Annotated in this window: 16 protein-coding genes and 1 tRNA gene; 6 read left to right on the forward strand and 11 right to left on the reverse strand. The window is 68.6% G+C overall.

Annotation, left to right across the window (positions count from 1 at the left end; all coding sequences use genetic code 11):
* Positions 1–26: 26 nt before the first annotated feature.
* Positions 27–1,136 (forward strand): globin domain-containing protein, encoded by a 1,110-nt coding sequence (locus tag BJ964_RS09700; protein ID WP_188120374.1) that lies wholly within the window; start codon positions 27–29, stop codon positions 1,134–1,136.
* Here BJ964_RS09700 and BJ964_RS09705 read toward each other — a convergent pair whose 3' ends face one another.
* Complete coding sequence (locus BJ964_RS09705; RefSeq protein WP_188120375.1) at positions 1,137–2,666, reverse strand: peptide deformylase; 1,530 nt, start codon at positions 2,664–2,666, stop codon at positions 1,137–1,139.
* Between the two features lie 386 nt (positions 2,667–3,052).
* Between BJ964_RS09705 and BJ964_RS09710 the strand changes: the two genes are divergently transcribed.
* Positions 3,053–3,775 carry an IucA/IucC family C-terminal-domain containing protein gene (locus BJ964_RS09710; protein ID WP_188126871.1) on the forward strand — a complete coding sequence of 241 codons (723 nt, stop codon included), beginning with the start codon at positions 3,053–3,055 and terminating at the stop codon, positions 3,773–3,775.
* An 89-nt stretch (positions 3,776–3,864) separates the two neighbouring features.
* On the opposite strand, the gene BJ964_RS09715 is transcribed toward BJ964_RS09710, so the two are convergent.
* Positions 3,865–4,944: a calcium-binding protein gene (locus BJ964_RS09715; protein WP_188120376.1), complete on the reverse strand. Its 1,080-nt coding sequence runs from the start codon at positions 4,942–4,944 to the stop codon at positions 3,865–3,867.
* Between the two features lie 69 nt (positions 4,945–5,013).
* Positions 5,014–6,924 (reverse strand): glycosyltransferase family protein, encoded by a 1,911-nt coding sequence (locus BJ964_RS09720; protein ID WP_229807420.1) that lies wholly within the window; start codon positions 6,922–6,924, stop codon positions 5,014–5,016.
* Positions 6,925–7,256: 332 nt separating this feature from the next.
* Between BJ964_RS09720 and BJ964_RS09725 the strand changes: the two genes are divergently transcribed.
* A complete protein-coding gene (locus BJ964_RS09725) occupies positions 7,257–7,970 on the forward strand; it encodes a class I SAM-dependent methyltransferase (protein WP_188120378.1) in 714 nt (237 codons plus the stop codon).
* A gap of 55 nt (positions 7,971–8,025) precedes the next feature.
* Here BJ964_RS09725 and BJ964_RS09730 read toward each other — a convergent pair whose 3' ends face one another.
* The 4 genes from BJ964_RS09730 to BJ964_RS09745 form a co-directional block, all read right to left on the reverse strand.
* Positions 8,026–8,559: a YbhB/YbcL family Raf kinase inhibitor-like protein gene (locus BJ964_RS09730; protein ID WP_188120379.1), complete on the reverse strand. Its 534-nt coding sequence runs from the start codon at positions 8,557–8,559 to the stop codon at positions 8,026–8,028.
* Between the two features lie 313 nt (positions 8,560–8,872).
* Positions 8,873–9,673, reverse strand: a complete 801-nt coding sequence (locus BJ964_RS47875) for a C40 family peptidase (protein ID WP_229807419.1) — start codon at positions 9,671–9,673, stop codon at positions 8,873–8,875.
* 233 nt (positions 9,674–9,906) lie between these two features.
* Entirely contained in the window at positions 9,907–10,494 is a 588-nt protein-coding gene (locus BJ964_RS09740; RefSeq protein ID WP_188120380.1) for a DUF4352 domain-containing protein, read from the reverse strand.
* A 151-nt stretch (positions 10,495–10,645) separates the two neighbouring features.
* Complete coding sequence (locus BJ964_RS09745) at positions 10,646–11,608, reverse strand: NAD(P)H-quinone oxidoreductase (RefSeq protein ID WP_188120381.1); 963 nt, start codon at positions 11,606–11,608, stop codon at positions 10,646–10,648.
* 67 nt (positions 11,609–11,675) lie between these two features.
* On the opposite strand from BJ964_RS09745, the gene BJ964_RS09750 reads away from it, so the two are divergent.
* Positions 11,676–11,760 (forward strand) — tRNA-Ser (locus BJ964_RS09750).
* Between the two features lie 182 nt (positions 11,761–11,942).
* Here BJ964_RS09750 and BJ964_RS09755 read toward each other — a convergent pair.
* The 4 genes from BJ964_RS09755 to soxR form a co-directional block, all read right to left on the reverse strand.
* A complete protein-coding gene (locus BJ964_RS09755) occupies positions 11,943–12,230 on the reverse strand; it encodes a hypothetical protein (RefSeq protein ID WP_188120382.1) in 288 nt (95 codons plus the stop codon).
* Positions 12,227–12,517 (reverse strand): hypothetical protein, encoded by a 291-nt coding sequence (locus BJ964_RS09760; RefSeq protein ID WP_188120383.1) that lies wholly within the window; start codon positions 12,515–12,517, stop codon positions 12,227–12,229. The genes BJ964_RS09755 and BJ964_RS09760 overlap by 4 nt, the downstream gene beginning before the upstream one ends.
* Before the next feature lie 22 nt (positions 12,518–12,539).
* On the reverse strand, positions 12,540–13,631 hold the full coding sequence (locus tag BJ964_RS09765) for a hypothetical protein (RefSeq protein WP_188120384.1): 1,092 nt from the start codon (positions 13,629–13,631) through the stop codon (positions 12,540–12,542).
* Positions 13,632–13,834: 203 nt separating this feature from the next.
* Positions 13,835–14,278: a redox-sensitive transcriptional activator SoxR gene (gene soxR, locus BJ964_RS09770; RefSeq protein WP_183226451.1), complete on the reverse strand. Its 444-nt coding sequence runs from the start codon at positions 14,276–14,278 to the stop codon at positions 13,835–13,837.
* A 41-nt stretch (positions 14,279–14,319) separates the two neighbouring features.
* On the opposite strand from soxR, the gene BJ964_RS09775 reads away from it, so the two are divergent.
* Together BJ964_RS09775 and BJ964_RS09780 are read left to right on the forward strand one after the other, a co-directional pair.
* Positions 14,320–14,958, forward strand: a complete 639-nt coding sequence (locus BJ964_RS09775; protein ID WP_188120385.1) for a thiamine pyrophosphate-dependent enzyme — start codon at positions 14,320–14,322, stop codon at positions 14,956–14,958.
* The gene (locus BJ964_RS09780; protein WP_188120386.1) at positions 14,955–15,824 is read left to right on the forward strand and encodes a transketolase family protein; all 870 of its coding nucleotides are present in this window, start codon (positions 14,955–14,957) and stop codon (positions 15,822–15,824) included. Before BJ964_RS09775 ends, BJ964_RS09780 begins: the two co-directional genes overlap by 4 nt.
* Positions 15,825–15,845 lie beyond the last annotated feature (21 nt).

Consider the following 15,845-nt stretch of genomic DNA (forward strand, 5'->3'; position numbering starts at 1 on the left):
CGACTGCGCTGACCACCCTGAATGGCATGGGAGACCTCGCAAGCTTGCTCAAGGAGAGCTGGAGCCTGGTCGAGGAACATCAGGACAAGGTCGCCGGCTATTTCTACGCGCGCATCTTCCTGAAGTACCCGGACCTGCGCGATCTGTTCCCGGTGCAGATGGATGTGCAGCGGTCCCGTCTGCTCGGGGCGATCGTGACCGCCGTCCAGACGCTGGAGGATCCGGAGCGGTTCGACGAGTACCTGCGGGCGCTGGGCCGGGACCACCGCAAGTTCCACGTGGAACCGGAGCACTACGAGGTGGTGGGCGGCGCCTTGATCGAGTCGATGCGGGCGTTCGCCGGCGAGGAGTGGAGCATCGAGTACGACCAGGCCTGGGCCGACGCGTACGCGGTGATCGCCTCGAAGATGCTGGCCGGCGCCGATGCCGACCCGAACCCGCCGTACTGGTACGGCGAGGTGGTGGCGCACGAGCGCCGGTCCCGCGACATCGCGGTGTTCACGGTGCTGCCGTTGCAGACGCTGGAGTACCGGGCCGGCCAGTACCTGAGCCTCGAGTGCCCGCGCTACCAGCCGCGGCTGTGGCGCGTCTACTCACCCGCGAACGCCCCGCGCCGGGACAACACCCTGGATTTCCACGTCCGCGCGGTGGGCGCCGGCTGGGTGTCAAGCGCGCTGGTCCGGCGGATGCAGGTGGGCGACATGGTGAAGCTGGCCGCGCCGATGGGCTCGATGACCCTGGACCGCAGGTCGACCCGGGACGCCGTCTTCGTGGCCGGCGGCACCGGGCTCGCCCCGATCAAGTCGCTGCTCGAGGAGCTCACCCGGTACAACCGGACCCGCTGGGTGCACGTCTTCTTCGGCGCGCAGACCCGGGAGGACCTGTACGACCTGGCCGACCTGAACCGGCTGGCCGCCCGCTACCCGTGGCTGTCGGTGGTGACCGCGTGCAGCGACGACCCGACCTTCCCCGGCGAGCAGGGCTACATCTCGGACGTGGTGGCGAAGTACGGCCCGTGGAAGGAGCACGACTTCTTCGTCTCCGGGTCAGGGCGGATGGTGAAGGCCACCTTGAAGCGCCTCGCCGAGCTCCAGGTGCCCTCTGTCCGGATAAAGTACGACAGTTTTACCGACTGACTAGTAATCCCAGGGCCGGCCGGTCTGCTGGTACTGGGCGACCGGCACGAGCTTGGCATCGGCCTTCATCCGGTCCACGTAGAGCCGGCCCTCCAGGTGGTCGATCTCGTGGCTGATCAGCCGGGCCAGGGCCCGCTCGAACGTGGTGACCACCCGGGTCCCGTCGAACCGGGCGTGCTCCACGTCGATCCGCAGCGGGCGCGGCACCAGGCCCCGGTAGTCGAAGAACGACAGGCAGCCTTCGTACTGCTCGTCGGTCTCGCCGGACTCGCCGACGACCCGGGGGTTGAGCAGGACGACCGGTTCGGTGTCGCGCTCCGGCGGCCGGACGACGGCGGCCGCCACCGGAACCCCGATCTGGGGCGCGGCGAGACCCACGCCCTTGCTGAACTCGTGCAGATCCTCAAGCCGCCCGAGCGAGGTCAGCAGCCGGGTGACCGCGGTCCGGGCGGCCGCCCCCTCACGGGGCAGCTGGAAGTGGCGGGCCCGCTGCCGGAGCAGGTCGGATCCGCGCTGGATGATGCCGATGCCACGCATCCGGTGCGAGGCCCGGGGCAGGGTCGGCTCGGGCGGGCCGGTCTCCTCGTAGAGCGGTGCGTCGGCGCCACGGAACCGCCATTCCAGTCGGTACCGGGCGTTGAGCAGGGGCGCGTCGGTTGACCACTCGAAAATGGCGCGACCTCCCTCGGTGCGGCGTTCCAACGGGGTGCGGACGGGCACCTCGGCGGCGAGGGACGCCTCCACACCCCAGACCTGGGGTTCGAAGCTCTCCGGGAAGTTCAGCCGGACGGTCAGAAACCGGGTCGGCAGGCGGACGGCGCGCTGGAACCACTGGCCCCACTTCTCCTCGCCGACCGTGTACGCGTACTCGATGGTGGTCCGTTCGCCGGGATAGAGCGGGAACTGGCCGCGCGAGTTCGCGAACATGAGCCAGATCTCCTTGGACGCGTCCCGGTCCAGCTTGACCCGCCACAGCATGGGCTCGGCGGCCTCACCCTCACCGGCGAACGCCCGCACGTCCATCTCGTCGAAGGTGAGCGGGTTCTCCCGGTGGTGGCGGTTGGAGCCGGCCGGGTCGTGCGGGTAGCGGTCCACGGAAATCTTCGCGAGGTACCGGGTGACCGGTTCGACGCCGGCGTTGTAGAGGGAGCGCCGCACCCGGCAGCGGTAGGCGCCGTCGGTGTAGACCAGGTCGGCGATCTCGCGTTCGACGATCAGCCCGGTGCCCGGTGGCAGCCACTGGACCGGCACGGGCGGGTCGCGGTGCAGGCCGGCGTTGCGGGCGTTGCGCAGTTCGTCGTACTCCTGGAAACGCTGCCAGATGACGCCGCCGGCGCCGAGGACGGCCTCGGCCCGGCGGGCGAAGTCCTCGGTGGGCTTGTGGCGGCGGCCCTCGACGTGGCTGACGTAGGAGGGATCGAAGCCCATGCGCGCGGCCAGCTGCTTCTTGGTCATCCCGCGCTCGACCCGCCACTGCGCAAGGGCTGAGACGAACTTGTCTGCGGCCCTTTCGATGGGCGAGGTGGTCATCACGGATGTCCCCTTCGCGACGGCACGTTCAGTGTCGCCGGGACCGCGTGTCTGCAAGGAGCTAGTAGCGTTTTGCCGACAGATACCTTGACGAATCCGGCAACGCCGCCACGCTACGTAAAGTAATCATGGCGGAGGGTATTCGTCCGAATGATCCCTTGGGTCAGTGTGGTTAGGCTACCCTTAACCAGGTACCGTGGGTCCTTCGCGAGCCCCGCCGCTCCACAAGAGCCCGGCTCGCCCTTCTGCAAGATCATCCGCGAGGAGAGTGCGGTGCCTCAGCGACGAGTGCCGCGGGCCGGCGGCCGCCCGTGACCAGCCCCACGCTGGAACTCCGGCAGATCCGGCCACCACTGCTGGCACCGGTCAACGCGACGCTGCGCGCCATGTTCGGCACCAGCACCGAGGTCCCCGGCCTGGCGCCCGACCTGGTGGTCCGCGACCTGGCCGGCTGGACGCCGACCGCGCGCCTGGCCGACGTACACCTGGACACCCTGCTCGACGCGGCCCGCCGTCGCTGGAACGCGCAGGCCCACGCCGCCGCCGCGCTCGCCTGGAAGGCCTACACCTACTGGCTCGCCCTCCCGGCCGTCCTCGGCTGGGCCTCGGCGCGGCGGGTGCCGCTGCTCACCTCCACCGACGCGGTCATGCACTTCGACGACCCACGCCCGCTGGTCACGCTCGGCATGCGACCGGACATCCCGGTCGCGGTCCTGCCGCACGACCCGCTGGCCCTCTCCGGCCTGCCGCAGGTCAAGGTCGTCGCCGACGAGGACGCACTGCTCGCCGAATTCCGCCGCGCCCTCTTCGAACAGCACCTGGAACCGCTGCTCGACGCCATCCACGGCCGGGTCCGCCTGGGCCGGCGCCCGCTGCTCGGCTCGCTCGCCTCCGGCATCGCCTACGGCGTCCTGCGTTCCGCCGACGCCGTCCCCGGCTCCTCCGCCGCGACCATCGACCGGTTGCTCGGCGCGCTCGGCATCCGCGACCTGATCGACCTCGAACCCGACCCGAACGGCCGGCTCGACGTCCGCCGCAAGACCTGCTGCCTGGCCTTCACCCTGCCTCAGCCCAAGGTCTGCCCGGGCTGCTGCATCAAAACCCCTTAGCGGTACGGGCTACGCGCACCCGCCGCGGGAAGACGGCGACCACCGTCGGACACCGGCCTTTGCCGCCCGCGCCGGGCGCAGATCGGTGGTCACCCTTCGCAGGCGACCTTGACGTCCTTGCCATCGGCCAGGCACTCATCGCCGTCCGCGCCACCGTCCAGCCGGTCCGCCGCCGCCATCCCGTGCTCGTAGCCGTCAAGGTGGTCGCTCCCGGCGCCGCCGTAAAGGTTGTCCCGTCCGGCGTTACCGACCAGGAAGTCCGCACCACCGTTGCCGACGATGACGTCGTCGCCCTCCGCGCCGTAGAGAGTGTCGGACCGCTCGGTGCCGTAGAGACGGTCGTCGCCGTAACCGCCGTAGATTTCCTCGATGTCGGCGCCGATCGTGTCGTGTTCGCCGCGCACTCCGTCATCGCCTCGGACACCATCGGCGTCGGCCGTCACCGGGCGGTCATGCGCGCCGAAGGTGACCGCGTCGCGGCCGCTACCGCCGAGATAGGTGTCCGCGTCGGCTGCTCCCGCCACCAGCGGCGGGCCGGCTTCGAACAGATCGTTCCCGGGCCCGCCGTACTCCCGGTCGTTCCCGTCACCGCTGATGAAGGAATCGCGACCGTCCCCGCCGGAGATCACGTCGTCACCGTAGGACCCGATGAGCGTGTCACCGCCGTCCCCGCCCCAGATCCGGTCGTCACCCACATAGCCGTCGAGCTTGTCGTCGCCACCGTTCCCGGAGATCCGGTCCGCACCGGTGTCGCCGTTGATGATGTCCCGGCGCGGTCCCCCGATCAGGGTGTCCCGGCCACTGCCACCGTTGATGCTCGTCGGCAGCCCGGACCGGATCTCCACCGAGTCGTTCCGGTCGTAGGCCATGATCCACACCCGTGCCTCGGACGACGCCCGGCAGCGGACCTTGGTCTTGTCGCCCCCGACCCGTTCACAGCCCTTTCCCGGCGTGATCGCCACCCGGTCGTCGATCGTGACCGTGGCGCCCGACCCGGTCACGACGACCTCGTTCTCCTGACCCCACCGGGCGTGATAGGTGACCCGGTAGCCATGCGTGACCTTGACGGTTCCATGGGCGGCCGCCTGCGCGGGTGTGGCGATCAGACCGGCCGGGACGGCGGTCAGAAACGCGAGGCCGAAGCCGGCCAGCCGGGTATGACGAGGCACGCGGTCCCTCCAGGGCCTTCGACGATGCCAAGATCATAGAACGGCATCGTATCGACGCGAGCCTCCGCGTCAGAAGGGCTCGCCGCCGGTAAGGACGGTGTCCGGGTCGTCGACCAGCTCGCGGACGTCCCAGACCCAGGCGCCGCCGATCCAGGTGGGACGGAAGCCCAGCAGGTCGGACATGGTGCGCAGGAGTTCGATGTCGCGGCTCTGCGGGGTCAGCACGACCACGCCGGCCCTCCAGAACCGGAGGTCGGCGAGGGTCATCTCGCGCCGCTCGTCGGTGATCTCCGGGATCGGGTTGCCCTGCTTGATCGAGGCGACCAGGCCGCTGGTCGGGCGCCACGGCGGCGAGAACATCGCGGTCCGGTCGCTCGGGTCCTGCGGGTTCTGGTTCGGCAGCAGCGCGTACGCTCCGGCGATCCGCAGGTCCTGGCCGGTGGTGGCGGTCCAGCGCAGCGGGTCCGGGTAACTGCTGTCCGGCAGCGGCAGGGTGACCATGGTGTGCCGGTCATCGACGTAGTCGCGCCAGGCGCCGGTGGTGACGAACCCGGGCACCGGGTCCATCTGAACCGTGGCCATCGGCCGGGGGATCAGCGGCACCAGCGCCATCGCCACCGCGGTGATCATCGCGACCCGGATCGGCCCGCGTGAGGCCGGCTGGCTGCGCATCATGTCGGCGGCCCGCTGGACGCCGAGGGCCAGCACGATGCCGACGATCGGCGCGATCGCCATCGCCCAGCGGGTCGGCACCGCGGAGTCCAGCACCGGGATGCGGTGCAGTAGCGCCCAGATGCCGGGGATGCCGGTGTCCACCCCGTTGAGCACGATGCGCGGGCCGAGCGACATGGCCGCGAAGAGGATCGCGAGCCCGCCGAGGGTGAGCACCGCCCGGGAGCGGCGCATCCAGACGAGCAGGCCGAGGAAGAGGACGATCAGGCCCCAGCCGAAGAAGGCGTTCTCCTCCGCGGCGTTCTGCGTCAGGCGCGACGCGATGGCCGTTTCGCCGGCCATCGAGTGCCGGGAGTAGGCGGCGAACGAGGCCAGGTCGGCCCCGAAGTTCCGGACGAACTCGGCCAGGCCCTGGTAGCTCTGCGGGCCGAAGAACTGGACGCTGAGCGGGTAGGCGAGCACCGCGAGGGTGACCGCGGCGGTGACCCCGAGCGCCCGCACGAACGGCAGGAACTCGCCGCGGTGGCGCCGCCGCCGGACCACCGCCATGACCGCGCAGAACAGGCCGAGGCCGACCGCGGTCATGAAGAGGACCTCGAGGTTGATGAACGCCTGCCAGATCAGCAGGCCGGCCAGGATCAGCCCGTTGCGCAGCGAGCGGCCGCGAACCCGGAGCTCCAGCGTCCGCCAGATGATCAGTGGGACGAGGAACTGGGAGACGATGTTCGGGTGGCCGCCGGCGTGCGACACCATGCTCGGCGCGAAGGTGCAGAAGAGCGCGCCCACCCAGGCGGCCAGCCGGGAGGTGACGAACCGGCGGGAGAGCACGAGATACCACGACGCGCCGGTAAATGCCAATGCGCCGGTGAGAAATACGTTGAACGCCACATGCGGACCGAACAGAAGAGTGATCGGCGTCAGTGGCAACGAAACGGCCAACACCGAGGTGTTGGCCATCATGTTCACCCCGTCGGGGTAATTCATGCGGTCGGAGAAGAACGGATAGACGCCATCCGTGAGCACCCGGGCACCGTGCGCCAGCATCCACTCGAAGAAAGCTTGATCCTGCGGATCATCACGCAGTTCATGATCAAGATTGAGCCACAACGGCAGGGTCAGCATGACCGCGAAGACCACGAAAGTGCCGACGGCCACGACGTCACGCCACGTGAGCAGGCGACGCCACCGCAGGCGTATGACCTGCTCATCCACGGCTTCCCGGGCGGCGGGCAGGGTCGCGGGAGCGACCACCGTGCCACTTGAACCGAGGGCTATCAGCTCCGCGTCCAGGTCGTCGTCGGCGGCCACTCGGCCTCGCGACAGAACGTTCTCGGCGGTCGACTGGCCTGTCGAGTCAAAACCCGTAATCGTCATAGCATCGGCGAGCCTAACCGAGGTTTCCAAGAAGCCAGCGGTGTGCGCCCCAGGCGTGATAGAGCCGATATGTACGCGTGTTTTCCGCGTGTCCTTCCTGTGGACTTCCGGTGGGGTAACCCATCCGAGTACCCAGCTCGCCTATGTCTCAATCAGGCCAAAAAATCAGTGGTGACCAGCACTCAACTTTCGGTTAGGCGCTTCAGATGGTTAACTTCGCTGGTCCCGCTGTCAGCTCAGATCGGCAAGATGAGGGAACCTCACCTATGGCAGACATCACTGGAGACCAGCGGATCCAGTCCGAAGTGCTCGAAGGCCTCGCCATGGCCGTGAACCACCGCCGGTGGTTCGTCGAGCTCGCGCTCCCGCACCTGGGGAACAACCCCATCGAGATCGGCAGCGGCCTCGGTGACTACGCGATCGAGTGGGCGGAACACCTGCCGAAGTTCACCGCGACCGAGGCAGACCCCGACCGGCTCGTCCTGCTCAAAGAGCGGATGGCGGAGTACCCCAACATCGACGTGAAGCAGATGCTGCTTCCGGCACAGGACGCCGCCGCCGAGTACAGCGCGGCCGTCTCGTACAACGTGCTGGAGCACATCGAGGATCACGTCGGCGCGCTGAGCAGCATGAAGGACCTGGTCCGCCCCGGCGGCCACGTGATCATCATCGTGCCGGCCTTCATGTTCGCGATGAGCCAGGTGGACATCGCCACCGGGCACATCCGCCGCTACACCAAGAAGACGCTGGGCGCCGCCTTCGTCGAGGCCGGTCTGGAGATCGAGAAGATCCACTACGCGAATGCGCTGGGTCTGCTCGGCTACTACACCGCGACCAGCATCTTCAAGCTGGCCCCCAAGGAGGGGCCGATGGTCAAGATCTACGACAGCCTGGTGCTGCCGGTGACCAAGGCTGCCGAGAAGGTCGTCCGCCCGCCGTTCGGGCAGTCGGTCTTCTGCGTGGGTCGCGTCCCCCGCTGACCGGGCAGACAACTGAGGCCGCCGGCGCTGTCGGCGGCCTCATCCGTACGGTGGCTCAGCCGCGCACCTGATAGTTGGGGCGGACCGTGGCCCGGGCCAGGGTGTGGAAGGCCAGGTTGAAGCCGACGTAGGCCGGGGACGCGTCCGGCGTCACCTCGAGCCGGTCGACGTCGATCGCGTGCACCGCGAACACGTACCGGTGCGGGCGGTCGCCTGGCGGCGGCGCCGAGCCGCCGTAGTCGCGGGAGCCGTAGTCGTTGCGCACGCAGAAGGCGCCGTCCGGCAGCGGGTCCACGCCGCGGTCCAGGGACGTGACCGTGACCGGCAGGTTTACCAGCACCCAGTGCCAGAACCCGCTCCCGGTCGGCGCGTCCGGGTCGAAGCAGGTGACCACGAAGCCACGTGTCTCCTCCGGGAAACCGGACCAGGCCAGCTGGGGCGACAGGTTCTTCCCGCCCACGCTGGTGTGCACGTAGAGCTCGTCGAGGGGCTGCCCGTCCGTCATGTCCGTGCTGGTCACCGTGAAGGACGGGACCGATGGCAGGAGATCGTACGGGTCGGGCGCCAGGGCGCGGTCGTCAAGACTCATTGGTTGGCCTCCGGCGGCGTGGTGAGTAACTGATCAGGTTTTCCCACGATGGGCAGAGACTAACCGTTCGACGTGTCGGGCGCCTTTCGTCCGCATTGCCGCACGCCGTCACACGAACGGGTAAACGCACAGGTGGTGCGCATGCCTTGAGCCCTCGCAGGTCATGCTTCTGTCAGACATCCGACCGGGTGTGTGCGGCCGAGATCCCCGCGCCCGGTTGCGATCGGCTGCCGTGAGGCATCGGTGGCCACAGCGAGTCGGCACCCGTCAGACCGGCGGGTGCTGACTGCTGTACGGGCACGAACCGCCGCAGTCAGCCCAGTCGCGCGACACTGAGCCCCCGGTAGAGCTTGCGGTACACCACCCCGGTACGGCGGTTCCCCGCGTCGATCATCATCCCGTCGCCCATGTAGATACCCACGTGTCCATGGCCGACCACCAGGTCGCCGGGGCGGGCCACCGAGCGGGAGACGGACCGGGCACGGCGCGCCTGGGCGCCGGACGAGTGCGGCAGACGGTAACCGGCCCGGGCGTACGCGCGTTTGGTGAACCCGGAGCAGTCGAAGCCGCCCGGCCCTTCACCGCCGCGGACGTAGCGCTTGCCGACCTGGGACTTGGCGTACGCGACCACCGCCCGCAGGCTCCCCCGGTTCTCGGCTGTCTGCGGCCGCCGCTCGGTGGCGACGCGGACGGCCTTGGGGACCGACCGCGGCGTCCGGGCCCGGACGCCGCGCGCTTCCCGGGCCACCGGGCGCTCGACCGTGCGGGCCACCAGCCGGATCACGGTGGGCGGGCGGCGCGCCCCCGGTGCGGGGCCCACGGCCCGCCGCGGAGCCGTTCGCGAGGCGCGCTGGGCGTTCGCCCGGCGGTGCAGGAGGCCGGCATGCACGGGCCCGGGTACGGTGCTCGCGTCCAACCGGATCTCGCGTGGAGCGACGGCCACGAACTGCTCGATGCCGGACTGTCGGGCGTGGAGTTCGTCGCGCAGTGGGCGGTCCGCGAGTTCCGGTGTGGCCGGCGAGCCGCTGGGTGCGGTGACCGTCTCCGGGCCGGGGTCGACGGAGTCTAGGGCCGGTGCGATGACGGCCAGCGCGAGCGCGCCGACTGTCAGCACCCGGCGGGTGGACGTACCGTGCAGTGTTGCCTCCGAAATCGGCCCAGGGCACTCACGCGAATCCCATCCGCACGTGACCGATGCCGCTGGTCACGTTTGTGCCGCCGTCGAAGGTGGGCAATGGGAACCCGGACAACCATGCGTATTCCGTGGACCATGCCAACACAACATCGAATCGCCCGGGGCGTGATTCACATAATTGATCCTCCATCACGAACCGGTGGGCGCTGTGGTCAGCTCGGATCCGGCAGTGCCACCCGTACGCCCGGAGTGGACCGCCCGCCGCCGAGGATCGCCGCACTGAGCCGGGCGTCCGCCGGCACGTCGAAGGGCAGGACACCGGCCACGGTCTGGCCCGGACCGATCCGGTCGAGCAGTGCCGGACTGCGATCGTTGAGAAACACCGCGGCCTGTTCCGCGACGGCGTAGGCTTCGCCGTTGGCGTCCTGAACGCGCTGCGCGCCACTGTCGAACAGCTCCGGTTCCCGGCCGTTGTTCGTCACGATGACGTCGAGCAGGCAGAACTGACCGGTGGCCCGCTGTTCCAGGTCGCTCGGGCCGACCGAGGGCACGCCGCACCGCAGTCCGGTGGGCGCGACCGTGAACTGAGCGGTCGGGGGTTCACCCGCGAGGACGCCGGTGACCGTCGCCGCCGGGCTGGTCGCCACCGCCCACGCCCCGAAGGCGACCAGCACGGCCGAGACGCCGATGCCGCCGGTGACCCAGGCGCGGCTACCCCACCGGTGGGGGCCGGCGTCCCAGTCGTCCTCGATCGACGGCAGATCCCGGGCCGGAGCGGAACGATGCGGTGCGTACGTCACGTGTCCCCCAGTGGTTCGGATACGGGCGCGGCCGGGGACCGGCCGCGCTGTCCGTCCATGCTGGGATCGCCGGAGCGCGACACGCTGGCGACTCGCCGCATATCCTGTCTAATCGGTCATACAGCTCCGCGATCGGTCACTCGTACGGGTGTCATCGCTGCAACAGAATCTTCCCGAAGTGGTCGCCGGACTCCATCAGCTCATGCGCCCGCGCTGCCTCGGCCAGCGGAAACGTGCTGTTGATGATCGGCTTCACCAGCCCGGCGGCGACCAGCGGCCACACCTGGTCCCGGACACCGGCCACGATCCTCGCCTTGTCCGCCGCCGGACGTGCCCGCAACGACGTCGACGACACCCGGCCCCGCTTCGCCATCAACTGCCCGAGATCGAGCTCGGCACTCCGGCCGCCCTGCATCCCGATAACCGTGATCCGGCCCTCCGGCGCGAGCACCTCCACGTTGCGGGCCAGGTACTTCGCGCCGATGATGTCCAGCACCACGTCCGCGCCCCGGCCACCGGTGTGGTCCAGCACCGCCCGTACAAAATCCTGGTTCTGATAGTCGACGGTCAGCGCCGCACCCAGCGCACGCAACCGCTCATGCTTCTCCGCCCGGGCCGTCACCAGCACCGACGCGCCCAGCGCCACACCCAACTGCACCGCGAAGGTGCCGATCCCGCTGCCACCGCCGTGCACCAGCAGCGTCTCACCGGGGCGGAGCCTGTCCCGATCCACCACGTTGGACCAGACCGTGCAGGCCACCTCGGGCAGCGCCGCCGCCTCGACCAGCGACAACCCGGCCGGAACCGGCAGCAGCTGCCCCACCGGGACGGCCACCCGCTCGGCGTAGCCACCACCGGCCAGCAGCGCGCACACCCGCTCGCCCACGTGGTGCCCGGTCACGCCCGGCCCGAGCGCACTGATCACCCCCGAACACTCCAGCCCCGGAAACTCCGGCGCGCCCGGTGGCGGCGGATAGAACCCCTGCCGTTGCAGCACATCGGCCCGGTTCACCGCGGACGCCGTCACATCGACGACGACCTCCCCCGCACCGGCCTCCGGATCCGGCACCTCAGCCCAGCTCAGACCCTTGTCCTCGATCACGATCGCGTGCATGGGGCCGACTCTGCCCCACCGGTACGACAAGAACCAGAGGCGGGTGGCAGACTGGAGCGGCATTACGGGAGGGCTCGCCTAGTGGCCGATGGCGCCGGTCTTGAAAACCGGTAAGGGGTAACTCTTCGTGGGTTCGAATCCCACGCCCTCCGCTCCGTCACCGATCTCAGTCGTCGCGACAGATCCGCGACAACGAGCCGGTGTCCGCTCATCCATGCCCCCTGGCCGCAAAGTGTGACCCCGCGCACACCGGCACGGCGGGAGCATCGGCCTCACCGACCCCACGCAGCCAGGCTCGCTGTACTGGATCTCGCGTTAAGCCGGCTGATACGGCCTACGCAACGGCAGAACGTGCCCACCCGACCCCGAAGCCCAGGACGAGGAAGAGCAGCAGCGTGAGCGCGCGACGCCATGGGAAGCCGTCATCCCAGTTCGTGGCACCGATGGAGATGCCGAGTCCGACGCAGCTGGCGAACAGGAGACACATGAAGGCTGTGATCGTGCGAACGAGCGGGCTGTCACCGGACCAGTAGGCCAATGCACCCAGCACGGTCAACCCCAAGGCGAGACCGGAGAACACGATGAAGACGGAGGCAATCTGCCAGCGGACGAATCGACTCACTCGTTGTCTCCCTCGGCTGCATCACGCGCCTCACTCAGACGAGTCGCCGCATCCTCCAACGCCTTGAGTTGTTCGGGCGCCATACGACTCAACTCCGCCTGCCCAGCCTCTGCCGCGGCAGCCAACCCCTCGCCATACCAGGGGTTCCTAAGTAGATCGCGGAGCGGAACGCCACTCTCCAGAAGTTCACGGGCCAGCTCACCCACAGGGTCGTCCCTTCCGCGCTCCGTGGCAAGGTGCTTCAGCAGGGCCTTCGCGATGGGATCGTCCGTGAACTCGTTGCTCATTTGAACCTCTCCCGCTTCCGATCTAGTTACCGGGGTGCCGGTAAGGTTCGAGTTTTGCCATGTTCGTTATGTGGGCGGATGCCTCCACAGCGTCGATCGCGGCAGCGATTGCCTTGATGATCGCTTCACCGTCACCGTAGACTTTCGCGATCTTGTCGTAGACCTGCCAGGCATAAACGGCATAACTCAGCGCCACCGAGAACCCGACCACAGCTCCGGCAAACGTGTAGAAGGTGGCAGTTCCGGCAGCAAGCCCGACACTGATCATCAGGAGAATGTCCAGAAGTTTCATCATGAGACCCGCAACCACGTCGTATATGTTTTTGACGGCGTCAGCAGCTTGGTTGTACAGGTCACCCAGTCTGTTGCCTGTCTCCTGAAGAGATCGCGCTCCAGTTGCCAACCGGAGTTCGTAGTCCTGGAATCCCTCAGCCGCATTCCCTCGCCAGACCGACGGCACGGCAACCGCTCCAGCAGCGAGGTTGTCACCGATGGCGCCAGCGGCCTCGCCGGCCTTACGCATGGCCACGCCCGCCTCGATGTAGCTCGGCCAATCTCCACTGAACTTCTCTGTCCAGTACTCGAACGGATCATGGTTGAACACCCAGATCGCCGCTTGCCGAAGCCAGGCGAACGGGCTGATCAGGTCGGCAAGTGGATTGATGGACCAGAATTCGGCATTGGCGTCTTTCGGAGCCACCAGGTGATCCGCGGGGTTGCCGACGTCGGAAAAAGATTCGTGACTCGCGGGTAACTGCAAGCGCTCTTGAGTGATGGAGTTCGCCAGCACGTTGGGATCAGCGGCACCAGGGTATGAGCCGTCAAGAGCGGCAGCGGCTTCCAGGTCCGTCTGCGAATACTCAACCTGAGCCATATTCACTTGAGTGGCAGCACTTCTGGACAGCTCTTGAATTCGAGAAAGGGCCGTCGTCATCTGTTCGTAGGCTTTCTCATGCGGCCTGGCGAACAACATCAACCAGCCTTGCGCGTTGATTCCGAAGTCGCAATGCTGCTTAACGTACGACAAGGCATCATCGGCACTGTCCCCGGCCCGCTGAAGCTGGTTGTAGATCGAGTTCACGCCCGCCACGTCGACGAAGAGTTCGCCCGCCATCTCGCCCCCCGACACCTCACCGCAAGGCCACTCACCATAGACATGCCTCAACATCGAGTACAGGCACCAGGACCTCTGGGTTCAGACTCGTCATCGGATTTCGGTGTCACCCACTGGACGTGCTCACATCTGCCATGGATCTGGTAGCCGTACGATCACGGGGTTTCCGGCGGACGGCCTCGAGTCGCGGCTGAAGGCCGGGGTCACTCGGTCGGCGGATTGAGGATCATCTGGGGGCCGGCTCCGCTGACCGCGAGACGGTCGCTCGGGTTGACCAGCTTGCAGCGTTGCAGCGACAGGCAGCCGCAGCCGATGCAGCCGCTGAGCTGGTCGCGGAGGCGTTCCAGTACGCCGATCCGCTCCTGGAGGCGGTAACGCCAGCGGGCCGAGAGCCGGGACCAGTCGGCCTTCGTGGGGGTGCGGTTCTCCGGCAGGGAGGCGAGCGCCTCGCGGATCTCGTCGAGCGAGACCCCGACCTGCTGGGCGATCTTGATGAAGGCGACCCGGCGCAGTTCGGCCCGGTCGTACCGTCGCTGGTTGCCGCTGGTGCGGGAGGCGTGGATCAGGCCCTCCCGTTCGTAGAAGCGCAACGCGGAGGGCGCCACACCGCTGCGGGCGGAGAGTTCCCCGATGGTGAGGTGCTCCATCCCCACTCCCTTGAGTTGAAGTGAACTTCAAGTTGCAGTCTATGCACATGAAGCTGCTCAGCCGAGTGACCGCCGACGTCAAACACACTCCCAGCGCGCACTCCACGCTGGACGTCCTGTGGGTTCTCTACGATCGTGTGTTACGCATCACCCCGGAAACGGTCGACGCACCGGACCGGGCCCGCTTCCTGCTCTCCAAGGGGCACGGGCCGGCCGCCTACTACGCGGTGCTGGCCGCCAAGGGGTTCATCCCCGAGGAGTGGCTCGACGACATGGGCGGGTGGGACAGCCCGCTCGGTCACCACCCGGACCGGATGCTGATCCCGGGCGTCGAGATCGGCACCGGCTCGCTGGGCCACGGGCTCGGCCTCGCCGTCGGCACCGCGCTCGGGCTGCGGGCGCAGGGATTCCTGGACACCCGGACGTTCGTGCTGCTCGGCGACGCGGAACTGGACGAGGGATCGAATCACGAGGCGATCGCGTACGCGGCCGCGATCCGCCTGCCGATCACCGCGATCGTCATCGACAACCGGTCCGCGACCCACGGGTGGCCGGGTGGGATCCCGGTCCGGTTCCCGAACTGGGGCGTGTCCGTGGTGAACGGGCGGGATCACGACGAGATCGAGCGGGCCCTGCGGGTCGTCTCCGACCGGCCGCACCTGGTGGTGGCCTCGGTATGAGGGAGACGTTCATCGACACGACCACCGCGATCCTGGACGAGGACCCGCGTACCGCCCTGGTGGTCGCGGACATCTCGGCGGCGTCGTTCACCACGGCGCTGCGCCGGCACCCGGACCGGGTCTTCAACGTCGGCATCCGGGAGCAGCTGATGGCCGGGGTGGGCGGCGGGCTCGCGCTCACCGGGATGCGACCCTACCTGCACTCGTACGCGCCGTTCCTGATCGACCGGGCGTACGAGCAGATCAAGCTCGACCTAGGGCACCAGGAGACGGGTGCGGTACTGGTCAGCATCGGCGCCTCGTACGACGCCGCGGCCGAGGGCTATACCCACCAGTCGCCGGGTGACGTGGCGCTGCTGGACACCCTCGACGGCTGGACCGTGCACGTGCCTGGGCACCGCGACGAGGTGGCCGCGCTGCTGCGGGCGGCGGCCCGGCACGACGACCGCGTCTACGTGCGCCTCTCCACGCAGGAGAACGGCCGCGCCTACCCGGACGCCGGCGGCCTGCGGGTGCTGCGCCGGGGCGGGCCGCTGGTGGTGGCGGTCGGGCCGATGCTGGACCCGGTGCTGGAGGCGACCCTCGGGATGGACGTGACGGTGGCGTACACGAACACGCCCCGGCCGCTGGACACCGACGGGCTGCGGACGCTCGTCGAGGGTGAGGTCGTGGTGGTCGAGCCGTACCTGGCCGGCACCTCGGCACACCTGGTCGGCCAGGCGCTGAACGGGCTGCCGCACCGGGCGCTGCACCTGGGCGTGGGCCGGGCCGAGATCCGCCGTTACGGCGGCCGGCAGGACCACGCCCGCGCGCACGGCCTGGATCCGGCCGGGCTGCGCCGCTCGATCAGCGCGTTCCTGCTCTAGACCCAACGCCGTTCAGTTAGG

Origin of the sequence: Actinoplanes lobatus (assembly GCF_014205215.1) — a bacterium.
Taxonomy (GTDB): Bacteria; Actinomycetota; Actinomycetes; order Mycobacteriales; family Micromonosporaceae; genus Actinoplanes; species Actinoplanes lobatus.